We start from the raw sequence: 13,122 nt of genomic DNA on the forward strand, positions 1-13,122 counted from the left end.
CCTGTGGGAGAGTAGGACGCCGCCGAACAATTTTTCCGGGAAAGCCCCGTACCGCAAGGTACGGGGCTTTCCTGCGTTCACCACCCACCTCGTGAGTTCACCTTGTGCCATTTCCCGTTCGGCTGGGGCCGGTTCGGGGCCGGCCGCTGTGCTGCCCGGCCTGCGGATCGTGTCGTACGGGGGGTGGTGCGGGGGTGTGCCGACGCCCGGTGAGAGCCCGTCAGAGGCGACTGCGATCAGTGGTTTTGAGCATCCCCGAGTTCAGGGTATGCTTTATCTCGTTGCACAGCGCAGCAGGCCCCAATAGCTCAGTCGGTAGAGCGTCTCCATGGTAAGGAGAAGGTCTGCGGTTCGATTCCGCATTGGGGCTCTGGAAAACGAAAGGCCCCCGCCTGATGGCGGGGGCCTTTCGCATTGAACGGCTCATTGCCGGAGGCCACGGGGGCCTTCCGATGAGCGGGGTCAGGCGGTGGGCGGCTCGGGGACGCGCATGGCGAGGATGGCCATGTCGTCCGAGGCCGGCTCGGCGGCGAAGCGCTCGACGGCCCGCAGGATGCGTGCCGCCACCGCACCCGCCGTCAGACCGGTGCACGTGGCCAGGACGTCCGCCAGGCCGTCGTCGCCCAGCATGCGGGAGCCCTCGCGGCGTTCCGTGACGCCGTCCGTCACACACAGCAGGACATCGCCAGGGGCGAGGGTGACCGTCTGCTCGTACAGTTCGAGATCCTCGATGACACCCAGCAGGGGCTGCGGCTCGGCGGCCGACTCGACCGAGCCGTCCTGGCGCAGGCGCAGCGGCAACGGGTGCCCCGCGCAGACCACCTTCAGAAGGGCGCTGCCGTCCTCCTGGGGCCACAACTCGCCGTACAGAAGGGTGAGGAAGCGGCTGCGGGAACCCTCGTCCAGGATGGCGGCGTTCAGCCGTTCCAGGACGGCGGGGCCGCCGAAGCCCTCACGGGCGAGGAGGCGCAGGGCATGGCGGGCGAGACCCGTAACGGCCGCGGCCTCCGGACCCGTGCCGCAGACGTCGCCGATGGCGAAGCCGTAGGCGCCGTCACGGATCGGGAAGACGTCGTAGAAGTCGCCGCCGACCTCGTTGCCCTCGCCCGCCGCGCGGTAGATGACCTCGATCTCGACATTGGGGACCTCGGGCAGCCCCGGCGGCAGCAGGCTGCGTTGCAGGGACTGGCTGATCGCCATGCGCTCCGAGTACAGGCGGGCGTTGTCGAGGGCGAGGGCGGCCCGCCGGGACAGGTCCTCGGCCAGCTCCAGGATCTCCTGGCGGAAATGGTCGTCGGAGGGCTTCCCGAGCGTGAGCATGCCGATGACGCGGTTGCGGGCGACGAGCGGCAGGACCACCGTCTCGCCGCCCACCGCGGCCGCGGTGGCGAGCGTCATGCGGATGCCGGAGCCGAGGCTGCCCGGCTCGCCCAGCCTGCCGGTCTCGCCGAGCCCCAGCGTGCGCATCGAAGTACGCATGGCGGCCTGGTGGGCGGCCTCGGAGGGGGCCGTCCAGACGCGGGCGCCGGGAGTCGGCACGGGGTCCGGGGGAGCGATCCTGGAGAGCAGGGCCTTGAGACCGTCGATGCGTTCCTCGTCCTCGTGCAGCACATAGGAGAGGTAGGGCTCCGAGGCCTGGTCGGCGATCGTGTAGACGGCACACCAGGTGGCCAGAGTGGGGACCGTCATCTGGGCCATCAGCGCCAGGGTCTGGTCCCGGTCGAGGGTGCCGGCGAGCAGGTCGGACGCCTCGACCAGGAAGGACAGGGAACCGCGGCGGAGGCGTTCCAACTCGCCCAGGCGGGCCGACTCGACGGCCAGCGCGATGCGGTCGGCGGCGAACTGGAGGCGCAGCGCCTCCTCGTTCGAGTAGCGTCCGGCGGCCTCGGCGGCGACTCCCAGGGAGCCCGTGAGCCGGCCCTCGACCTTCAGCGGCACGGTGACGACGGAACGCATTCCGGTGCCGTTGAGCAGGGGGACCGCGCCCGGGACGTTGTCGAGGTCCTCGTGGACGGCGGGCATCCGGGCGGAGCCGTACCGGCCCGTTCCGGCCTCCACCGGCACCCGGGCGAAACGCTGGCGGGCCGAGGGCAGACCCGTGGTGGCCCGTACCTCCAGCTCCGTCTCGTCGTCCGTGGCCAGCAGCAGGAAGGCCGAATCGGCGTCCAGCATGTCGCGAGCCCGCTCGACCGTGCGCTGGAGCAGGCCGTCGAGGTCGTCCGGGGCGGGGGAGCCGATGAAGATCTCGAACGGGTCGGTCTTGCCGCTCTCGACGTTCACGTCGGACACCGGCGTGCGGGCCGGGGACTGGAGCACGGCGCGCTCGTAGTCGCGGACGAGCAGACAGACGGTGGAGGGCTCGCCGTGGGTGTCCCGGACCCGCAGGTGCGAGGCGTATACGGGGACGACGCGTCCGTCGGCGCCCCGGATCCCGTAACTGCCCTCCCAGCGCGAGAGCTGGAGGGCGTCGACGATGCCCGTGTTGGTGCCGGGCGTCTGGGGCCAGGCCGTGAAGTCGGTGAGCTGCTTCCCGGTGACCTGGTCCGGGGCGTGGCCGAAGAGGAACGTGGCGTCCTCGTTCCACGCCGCGATGGAGCCGGAGCGGTCGATCTGGACGACGGCGACCCGGACGCGCTCGTCGGCGACCGGGAGCAGGCCCACGGGGAGCAGGGGACCGGCGGAGCGGATGCCCACCGGGCGTTCGGGAAGGTCGAGCTGGAACCAGACGTGCTTGCGGGCGGGCGAGTACTCCACGCCCCACCGGGTGGCGAGCGCCGCGCAGAGCAGCAGACCGCGGCCGTTCTCCCGGTCCGGGCCGGCGTAGTCGGGCCCCGTGCTCTGGAGCGGGATCTCGCGTTCCGGATAGTGGTCGGAGACCTCGATCCGGACGCCGTCCTCGGTACGCAGGCACAGCACGTCCGCGGCGGTGCCCGCGTGGATCACGGCGTTGGTCACCAGCTCGCTGGTGAGGACGACCGCGTCGTCGACGACATCCGCGTAGCCCCACCCCTGGAGGGTGTCCCGGACGAAGGCACGGGCGGTCGCGACGGAGCGCCCGACCGGGTCGAAGGTGGCGGCCGCACGCGCGGTGATCACAGCACTCCCCATATGGTGTCTCGTCGCTTCCCCGAGTCCTGTGCCCGTTTCTCGCCGCTTCGATTCGCCTGCCAGGCTAGACGCTCGGCCTCGGTGCCGGGTACACGAGGGCCGACTTCGGGCAGGACCGGGCAGGAACGGACAGATGACCGAACAAGTGTGGGCTTTTGGCCAGAGGGACGGGGGACAGCCTCCGGAGGTTGCCCCCCACCCGTATCGCGCCTGGTACGTTTCAACGATTTGACGTCCGCATGGTCACCCGTCGACGGTGGGCAGTGGCGATGAGCCGAAGAAGAACTGGGCAAGTTCCCAGACAGGACCCGAGCTATACGGTCAACCCCTGCGGGAGGGACACGGTGGAGTCTGGCGTGGCGGCGCGGGGAACGAGTACGCGCACAAAAGGCGGACAGTCCGTGAAGAAGCAGCGCAATGGAACCATCGACGTCGACGCGGCGGCGCTCAACAGGCTGCTGGCGGGCCTGGTGGCGATGCGCGACGGCAATTTCCGCAGGCGTCTGACCGTCTCGGGCGACGGCCCGATGGCGGAGATCGCGGCGGTCTTCAACGAGGTCGCCGACCGCAATCTCCACCTCACCAACGAGCTGGCCCGGGTGCGGCGGGTGGTGGGGCGTGAGGGGAAGCTCACCGAACGGCTGGAGACCGGTGCCTGCGAGGGCTCCTGGGCCGCCGCGATCGACGCCTCCAACGCACTGGTCGACGATCTGGCCCGCCCGGTCTCGGAGGTCGGGCGGGTGCTGTCGGCGGTGGCCGACGGTGATCTCGAACAGCGGATGGAACTGCGGTCGCACACGGCCGACGAGACGGTGCGGCCGCTGCGGGGCGAGTTCCTCAAGGTCGCCCGTACGGTCAACAGCCTGGTCGACCAGCTGTCGGCGTTCACCGAGCAGGTGACGCGGGTCGCGGTCGAGGTCGGCACCGAGGGCAAGCTGGGCGGGCAGGCCCAGGTGCGCGGGATGTCCGGGTCGTGGAAGGACCTCACGGACTCCGTGAACACCATGGCGTACCGGCTGACCGCGCAGGTGCGGGACATCGCTCTCGTGACGACGGCGGTCGCCAAGGGCGATCTGTCGCGGAAGGTCACCGTCCATGTGGCCGGCGAGATGCTTCAGCTGAAGAACACCGTCAACACGATGGTCGACCAGCTGTCCTCGTTCTCCTCCGAGGTGACGCGGGTCGCCCGTGAGGTGGGCACGGAGGGCGAACTGGGCGGCCAGGCGACCGTGCCCGGGGTGGCCGGGGTGTGGAAGGACCTCACCGACTCCGTCAACACGATGGCCGGGAACCTCACCTCCCAGGTGCGCGGGATCGCCGAGGTCACCACGGCCGTGGCCAACGGCGACCTGACCCAGAAGGTCACGGTGAGCGCCCGCGGCGAGGTCGCGCAGCTGGCCGAGACCATCAACCAGATGACCGACACGCTGCGGATCTTCGCCGACGAGGTGACCCGGGTGGCCAGCGAGGTCGGCGGCGAGGGCCTGCTCGGGGGCCAGGCCAAGGTGCCGGGCGCGGCGGGCACCTGGAAGGACCTCACCGACTCGGTGAACACGGTCTTCCGGAACCTGACGACCCAGGTCCGCGACATCGCGCAGGTGACCACGGCGGTGGCCAACGGTGACCTGTCGCGGAAGGTCACCGTCGACGTGGCCGGCGAGATGCTCCGGCTGAAGAACACCGTCAACACGATGGTCGACCAGCTCCAGGCCTTCGGTTCGGAAGTGACCCGGGTGGCCCGTGAGGTCGGCATCGAGGGGCGGCTCGGCGGCCAGGCGGAGGTGCCGGGCGCGGCGGGCACCTGGAAGGACCTCACCGACTCGGTGAACGCGGCGTTCCGCAACCTCACCGGGCAGGTCCGCGACATCGCGCAGGTGACGACCGCGGTGGCCAACGGTGACCTGTCGCGGAAGGTCACCGTCGACGTCGCGGGCGAGATGCTGGAGCTGAAGAACACCGTCAACACGATGGTGGCGCAGCTCTCCTCGTTCGCCGACCAGGTGACGCGGATGGCGCGCGACGTGGGCACGGAGGGGCGGCTCGGCGGCCAGGCCGAGGTGGACGGCGTGTCCGGCACGTGGAAGGACCTCACCGACTCCGTCAACTTCATGGCGGGGAACCTGACCTCCCAGGTGCGCCAGATCGCCCAGGTGACCACGGCGGTGGCGCAGGGCGACCTGTCGCAGAAGATCGACGTGGACGCGCGCGGTGAGATCCTGGAACTGAAGAACACCATCAACACGATGGTCGACCAGCTGTCCGCCTTCGCCGAGCAGGTGACTCGGGTGGCCCGTGACGTGGGCACGGAGGGACGGCTCGGCGGCCAGGCGCAGGTGCCCGGCGTGGCCGGGGTGTGGCGCGATCTGACCGACTCCGTGAACGGCATGGCCGGCAATCTCACCGCCCAGGTCCGCAACATCGCGCAGGTCGCCACGGCGGTGGCGCGGGGCGACCTGTCGCAGAAGATCGACGTGGACGCCCGGGGCGAGATCCTGGAGCTGAAGAACGTCCTCAACACGATGGTGGACCAGCTCTCGAACTTCGCCGAGCAGGTGACCCGGGTGGCCCGCGAGGTGGGCACGGAGGGCATCCTCGGCGGCCAGGCCGAGGTGCAGGGCGTGTCCGGTACGTGGAAGGACCTCACCCAGTCCGTCAACGGCATGGCGAACAACCTGACCCTTCAGGTCCGCAACATCGCCGAGGTCACCACCGCGGTCGCCAACGGGGACCTCTCCAAGAAGATCACCGTCGACGCCAAGGGCGAGATCCTCGAACTGGTCACGACCGTCAACACGATGGTCGACCAGCTGCTCAACTTCGCCGACGAGGTGACCAGGGTGGCCCGCGAGGTGGGTACCGAGGGCATCCTCGGAGGGCAGGCCCGGGTGCGCGGCGCGACCGGCATCTGGAAGGACCTCAGCGACAACGTCAACCTGATGGCCAACAATCTGACCAGCCAGGTGCGCAACATCTCCCGGGTCTCGTCCGCCGTCGCCAACGGAGACCTGACGAAGAAGGTCACCGTCGAGGCGCGCGGCGAGGTCGCCGAACTGGCCGAGACCGTCAACACGATGGTGAAGACGCTGTCCTCGTTCGCCGACGAGGTGACGCGGGTCGCCCGCGAGGTGGGCACGGAGGGCGAACTGGGTGGCCAGGCGCAGGTGTCGGGCGTCTTCGGCACGTGGAAGGACCTCACCGAGTCGGTGAACTCGATGGCGTCCAACCTGACCGGTCAGGTGCGCCAGATCGCCGCGGTCACCACGGCGATCGCCAAGGGCGACCTCACCAAGAAGATCGACATCGACGCGCGCGGCGAGATCCTGGAGCTGAAGAACACCATCAACACGATGGTGGACCAGCTGTCCTCGTTCGCCGAGCAGGTGACCCGGGTGGCCCGTGAGGTGGGCACGGAGGGGCAGTTGGGCGGCCAGGCCCGGGTCCGGGACGTCGACGGCACCTGGCGCGACCTGACCGAGTCGGTGAACGAGATGGCCGGCAACCTCACCCGTCAGGTGCGGGCCATCGCGGCCGTCGCCACGGCGGTGACCCGGGGCGATCTCAACCTGAAGATCGACGTGGACTCGGCGGGCGAGATCCAGGCCCTGCAGGACAACATCAACACGATGATCGCCAACCTGCGTGACACCACGGCGACCAACAAGGAACAGGACTGGCTCAAGGGCAACCTGGCCCGGATCTCCGGCCTGATGCAGGGGCGCCGCGACCTCGACGACGTGGCCTCGCTGATCATGAGCGAGCTGACCCCGGTCGTCTCCGCGCAGCACGGCGCGTTCTTCCTGGCGATGCCCACCGGCGACACCGAAGCGGTGGGCGTCGACAGCGACGAGGACAACGCGTACGAGCTCCGGATGAGGGGCAGTTACGGGTATTCGGCGGGCTCGATGCCGACGTCGTTCCGGCCCGGCGAGACGCTCATCGGCACGGCCGCGGAGGAGAAGCGGACCATCCAGGTGGACAACGTCCCGCCGGGGTACCTGAAGATCTCCTCCGGCCTCGGCGAGGCGCCGCCCGCGCACGTGATCGTGCTTCCGGTGCTCTTCGAGGGGAAGGTCCTCGGCGTGATCGAGCTGGCGTCGTTCCAGCCGTTCACCCACATCCAGCGGGACTTCCTCAATCAGCTCGCCGAGATGATCGCGACGAGCGTCAACACCATCAGCGTCAACACGAAGACCGAGAAGCTTCTCGAACAGTCGCAGAAGCTGGCCGAGCAGCTCCGGGACCGGTCGAAGGAGCTGGAGAACCGGCAGAAGGCGCTCCAGGAGTCCAACGCCGAGCTGGAGGAGAAGGCCGAGCTGCTGGCCCGGCAGAACCGCGACATCGAGGTCAAGAACACCGAGATCGAAGAGGCCCGGCAGGTCCTGGAGGAGCGCGCCGAGCAGCTCGCCGTCTCGATGCGCTACAAGTCCGAGTTCCTGGCGAACATGTCGCACGAACTGCGCACGCCGCTCAACTCGCTGCTCATCCTGGCCAAGCTGCTCGCGGACAACGCGGAGGGGAACCTCTCCCCGAAGCAGGTGGAGTTCGCCGAGACGATCCACGGGGCCGGTTCCGACCTGCTCCAGCTGATCAACGACATCCTCGACCTGACGAAGGTCGAGGCGGGCAAGATGGACGTCAGCCCGACCCGGATCGCACTGGTCCAGCTGGTCGACTACGTGGAGGCGACCTTCCGGCCGCTCACCGCGGAGAAGGGGCTCGACTTCTCCGTACGGGTCTCGCCGGAGCTCCCCGCGACTCTGAACACGGACGAGCAGCGGCTGTTGCAGGTGCTGCGCAACCTGCTGTCCAACGCGGTGAAGTTCACCGACAGCGGGGCGGTCGAGCTGGTGATCCGGCGCGCCGACAAGGACGTTCCGAACGCGATCCGGGAACAGCTCCTGGAAGCCGGCTCGCTGACCGAGGCAGACGCCGGGCTGATCGCCTTCTCGGTCACCGACACGGGCATCGGGATCGCCTCCAGCAAGATGCTGGTGATCTTCGAGGCGTTCAAGCAGGCGGACGGCACGACCAGCCGCAAGTACGGCGGTACGGGGCTCGGGCTGTCCATCAGCCGGGAGATCGCCCGGCTGCTGGGCGGTGAGATCCACGCGGCGAGCGAGCCGGGCCGCGGTTCGACGTTCACGCTCTACCTGCCGCTGCACCCGGGCGAGCTGCCGCCGCAGGGGTACCCGCAGATCGGCCCCGGAGACGCCGGCGCCGAGGCCGTGGAGGGCGGGCTCCCGGAGATCGGTTCCGGACCGGACCGGACGACCGCGGCGCCGGAGCCGTCCGGCGCGGCCGGGGTGGCGCCGTACCGCCGCAGGAGCGCGGGCGCCGTGGAGCGCCGCCCCGCACTGCCGCCGAGGACCGCCGCGCCGACGGCCGAGCCGGAGCCGTGGGCGCTCGCCGGGCAGGAGGAGCCGGAGGTCCGCAGGACGTTCCGGTTCCGCGGCGAGAAGGTGCTGATCGTCGACGACGACATCCGCAACGTCTTCGCGCTCACCAGCGTGCTGGAGCAGCACGGCCTCACGGTGCTCTACGCGGAGAACGGCCGGGTGGGCATCGAAGTCCTGGAGCAGCACGACGATGTGACGGTCGTACTGATGGACATCATGATGCCGGAGATGGACGGGTACGCCACGACGACGGCGATCCGCCGGATGCCGCAGTTCGCCGGGCTGCCGATCGTCGCGCTGACCGCGAAGGCGATGAAGGGGGACCGGGAGAAGGCGATCGAATCCGGTGCTTCCGACTACGTCACCAAGCCCGTCGATCCCGATCACCTTCTCTCCGTCATGGAGCAGTGGATGCGGGGAGAGTGATCGTTAGTGGAGAGAAATGTGATGAGTTGCTGATCGGTTGTGCTCGTAGAGGTGTGAGGACGCGGCGTGCGGGGAACCTTCTGGTCTCCCGCCGCGTTTCTTCTGCGTGCACAGTGACATCGCGGTGACAGGGTGTGGCGACGGTCGGGGTGCGGCTACCATGACCGGCACAAGGACGGACGGCGCAAGGGAGTCGTCCCCTGGGGCGGCGCCCGGTGCGATTCCGGGGCGAGGAGGACGGGCCATGGTGCAGAAGGCCAAGATCCTCCTGGTCGATGACCGGCCGGAGAATCTGCTGGCGCTGGAGGCCATCCTCTCTGCGCTCGATCAGACACTGGTACGGGCATCGTCAGGGGAGGAAGCGCTCAAAGCGCTGCTCACGGACGACTTCGCGGTCATTCTGCTGGACGTCCAGATGCCGGGCATGGACGGTTTCGAGACCGCCGCGCACATCAAGCGGCGGGAGCGGACCCGGGACATCCCGATCATCTTTCTCACTGCGATCAACCACGGTCCGCACCACACCTTCCGGGGTTACGCGGCGGGCGCGGTGGACTACATCTCGAAGCCGTTCGACCCGTGGGTGCTGCGGGCCAAGGTCTCGGTCTTCGTCGAGCTGTACACGAAGAACTGCAAGCTGCGCGAACAGGCGGCGCTGCTGCGGCTCCAGCTGGAGGGCGACACCGGCACGGACGACCAGGGCCGGGAGCCCGCCGGGCTGCTGGCCGAACTCTCGGCGCGGCTCGCGGCCGTCGAGGAGCAGGCCGAGGCGCTCTCCAAGCAGCTGGACGACGAGTCCGCGGACGCCGCGGCGGTGGCCACCGCCGCTCATCTGGAGCGCAAGCTGACCGGGCTGCGCCGGGCGCTCGACGCCCTAGAGCCCGGTACGGGAAGCGGCAGTCCCCTTCCCTCCTGACGCCGTACGCGCGCGGCCGCGGCCGTGATCGTCGGTGAGCGGGCCGAGCGCGTCGTGCGACGCCGTACGGCCGGGGCGTGGGCGGTCACCGGTCGTCGGCGGTTCGGTCGCCGACGGTTCGAGAACGTGACGCCGCGGCCGTGCGACACGACTTCCGGCCGGGGAAGGGCGGTTGCCGGGACTCCGGCCCAACTCTCCTTCCCACTCGGCCGTTCCCGTCGGTCCCTCGTGCGGAAAGTGCGGAATCCTGGCCTCCGGCAGTGAGGCCGCGTCAGTTCGCGTCCTCCGTACAGCGACACGGACGGGTGAAGCGGCAGGCACACGTGTTCACGGCTGTCGACACAGGTAACCTCGGCACCATGGCCTCACGTACGTCCGGCAAGGGTTCCCAGGGCACGGCGGGCACCGCGAAGCGCGCCGGCCGTACCCCGGGGCCGGCCAAGAAAGCCGCTCCGGTGAAGAAAGCCGCGCCCGCGAAGAAACCCGCCGCGAAGAAGACCGCGCCCGCGAAGAAGGCACCCGCCAAGAAGGCGGTGGCCAAGAAAGCCGCCGCGCCCAAACCCGCGCCGTCGCCCACCGCCGGTGTGTACCGGGTGGCGCGCGCCGTCTGGCTCGGTGCGGCCCATGCCGTCGGAGCGATGCTCCGCGGCATAGGCCGCGGCGCCAAGGGGCTCGACCCCGCACACCGCAAGGACGGCGTCGCGCTGCTGCTGCTCGGCCTCGCCCTCGTCGTCGCCGCGGGCACCTGGTCGAACCTGCGCGGTCCCGTCGGCGACCTCGTGGAGATGCTCGTCACCGGCGCCTTCGGCAGGCTCGACCTGCTCGTGCCGATACTGCTCGGCGCCATCGCCGTACGGCTGATCCTCTACCCGCAGAAGCCCGAGGCCAACGGCCGCATCGTCATCGGACTGTCCGCCCTGGTCGTCGGGGTGCTCGGACAGGTGCACATCGCGTGCGGTGCGCCCGGCCGGGACGACGGCACCACCGCGATGCAGGACGCCGGCGGGCTCATCGGCTGGGCGGCCTCCAAACCGCTGATCCACACGATGGGCGAGGTCCTCGCCGTCCCCCTGCTGCTCCTGCTCACCGTCTTCGGGCTGCTGGTCGTCACCGCCACCCCGGTGAACGCCATCCCGCAGCGCCTCCGGCTGCTCGGCACCAGGCTGGGTCTCATCCAGCCCGCGCACGACCCCGAGGAGGACGAGGAGAACGACGACGAGCGCTACGACGAGCAGTGGCGCGAGGCACTGCCCGCACGCTCCCGCCGTTCCACGGCCCGCCGCTCCGAGGCACCCGCCGAGTACGACCCCGACCAGGCCGAGGCCGAGGCGCTCTCCAGGCGCCGCAAGCCGCGCAAGGCCGTCGCGCAGCCCGCGACGAACCGCACCATGGACGCGGTGGACGTGGCCGCCGCCGCGGCCGCCGCGCTCGACGGGGCCGTGCTCAACGGAATGCCGCCCTCGCCGCTCGTCGCCGATCTCACGCAGGGCGTCTCCGTCGAGCGCGAGCGTCCGGGCACACCGGTGCCCGGCGCCAGGGAGGGCGAACCCTCCTTCGGAGGGGGGAAGCAGGCGACGCCTCCGGGCGGCGTGCCCGACCTGACGAAGTCCGTCCCCGACTCGCAGTCCCAGCCGCTGCCGGCCCGCGCCGAGCAGCTCCAGCTCTCCGGCGACATCACCTACTCGCTGCCCTCGCTCGACCTGCTGGAGCGCGGCGGACCCGGCAAGACCCGCAGCGCCGCCAACGACGCGATCGTCGCCGCGCTGACGAACGTCTTCACCGAGTTCAAGGTCGACGCCGCCGTCACCGGCTTCACCCGCGGCCCGACGGTCACGCGGTACGAGGTGGAGCTCGGCCCCGCGGTGAAGGTCGAGCGGATCACCGCGCTCGCCAAGAACATCGCGTACGCCGTCGCCAGCCCCGACGTCCGGATCATCTCCCCGATCCCGGGCAAGTCCGCGGTCGGCATCGAGATCCCCAACACCGACCGGGAGATGGTCAACCTCGGTGACGTGCTGCGCCTGGCGGACGCCGCCGAGGACGACCACCCGATGCTCGTCGCGCTCGGCAAGGACGTCGAGGGCGGCTACGTGATGGCCAACCTGGCGAAGATGCCGCACGTGCTGGTGGCCGGTGCGACCGGTTCCGGCAAGTCGTCCTGCATCAACTGCCTGATCACCTCGATCATGGTGCGGGCGACCCCGGACGACGTCCGCATGGTCCTGGTCGACCCCAAGCGCGTCGAGCTGACCGCGTACGAGGGCATCCCGCACCTGATCACGCCGATCATCACCAACCCGAAGCGCGCCGCCGAGGCCCTCCAATGGGTCGTGCGGGAGATGGACCTGCGGTACGACGACCTCGCCGCGTTCGGGTACCGGCACATCGACGACTTCAACCAGGCCGTCCGCAACGGCAAGGTCAAGCCGCCGGAGGGCAGCGAGCGCGAGCTCTCGCCCTACCCGTACCTGCTGGTGATCGTCGACGAGCTCGCGGATCTGATGATGGTCGCCCCGCGCGACGTGGAGGACGCCATCGTCCGCATCACCCAGCTGGCCCGCGCCGCCGGCATCCACCTGGTGCTGGCGACCCAGCGGCCGTCGGTCGACGTCGTCACCGGTCTGATCAAGGCGAACGTGCCCTCCCGGCTCGCCTTCGCCACCTCCTCGCTGGCCGACAGCCGGGTCATCCTGGACCAGCCCGGCGCGGAGAAGCTCATCGGCAAGGGCGACGGCCTGTTCCTGCCCATGGGGGCCAACAAGCCCACCCGTATGCAGGGCGCCTTCGTCACCGAGGACGAGGTCGCGGCCATCGTCCAGCACTGCAAGGACCAGATGGCCCCGGTCTTCCGCGACGACGTCGTGGTGGGCACGAAGCAGAAGAAGGAGATCGACGAGGACATCGGCGACGACCTCGACCTGCTCTGCCAGGCCGCCGAACTGGTCGTCTCCACCCAGTTCGGCTCCACCTCGATGCTCCAGCGCAAGCTGCGGGTCGGCTTCGCCAAGGCCGGCCGGCTGATGGACCTGATGGAGTCGCGGAACATCGTCGGACCGAGCGAGGGTTCCAAGGCGCGCGACGTCATGGTGAAACCGGACGAGCTGGACGGGGTGTTGGCACTGATCCGCGGGGAATCCGCCCAGTAGTGGAAGTACGGGCAACCGTTTCGTCGGGTCGTACGTCAACTTGAGGGGAAGGACGGCAGAATTGTCCTTCCCCAGGGTGGTCCGGCAGATTCGGGGCGATGTTCGATTCCGATGGAGGACAAAGTCCTTC

At 69.8% G+C, this 13,122-nt stretch carries 4 protein-coding genes and 1 tRNA gene; 4 read left to right on the top strand and 1 reads right to left on the bottom strand.

What is annotated here, in order from left to right:
- Nucleotides 1-297 precede the first annotated feature (297 nt).
- Nucleotides 298-370, top strand: a tRNA-Thr gene (locus ABZZ04_RS34670).
- A 92-nt stretch (nt 371-462) separates the two neighbouring features.
- On the opposite strand, the gene ABZZ04_RS34675 is transcribed toward ABZZ04_RS34670, so the two are convergent.
- A complete protein-coding gene (locus tag ABZZ04_RS34675; RefSeq protein WP_356936203.1) occupies nt 463-3,108 on the bottom strand; it encodes a SpoIIE family protein phosphatase in 2,646 nt (881 codons plus the stop codon).
- Nucleotides 3,109-3,509: 401 nt separating this feature from the next.
- Here ABZZ04_RS34675 and ABZZ04_RS34680 point away from each other — a divergent pair, with 401 nt between their 5' ends.
- The 3 genes from ABZZ04_RS34680 to ABZZ04_RS34690 all read left to right on the top strand — a co-directional run bounded on the left by ABZZ04_RS34680 (nt 3,510) and on the right by ABZZ04_RS34690 (nt 12,992).
- Nucleotides 3,510-8,930: a HAMP domain-containing protein gene (locus ABZZ04_RS34680; protein WP_356936204.1), complete on the top strand. Its 5,421-nt coding sequence runs from the start codon at nt 3,510-3,512 to the stop codon at nt 8,928-8,930.
- 244 nt (nt 8,931-9,174) lie between these two features.
- Nucleotides 9,175-9,846: a response regulator gene (locus ABZZ04_RS34685; protein ID WP_356936205.1), complete on the top strand. Its 672-nt coding sequence runs from the start codon at nt 9,175-9,177 to the stop codon at nt 9,844-9,846.
- A gap of 359 nt (nt 9,847-10,205) precedes the next feature.
- The gene (locus ABZZ04_RS34690) at nt 10,206-12,992 is read left to right on the top strand and encodes a DNA translocase FtsK (RefSeq protein WP_356936206.1); all 2,787 of its coding nucleotides are present in this window, start codon (nt 10,206-10,208) and stop codon (nt 12,990-12,992) included.
- The last annotated feature ends 130 nt before the right edge of the window (nt 12,993-13,122 follow it).

It is taken from the genome of Streptomyces sp. NPDC006435 (assembly GCF_040612315.1).
Classification (GTDB): domain Bacteria; phylum Actinomycetota; class Actinomycetes; order Streptomycetales; family Streptomycetaceae; genus Streptomyces.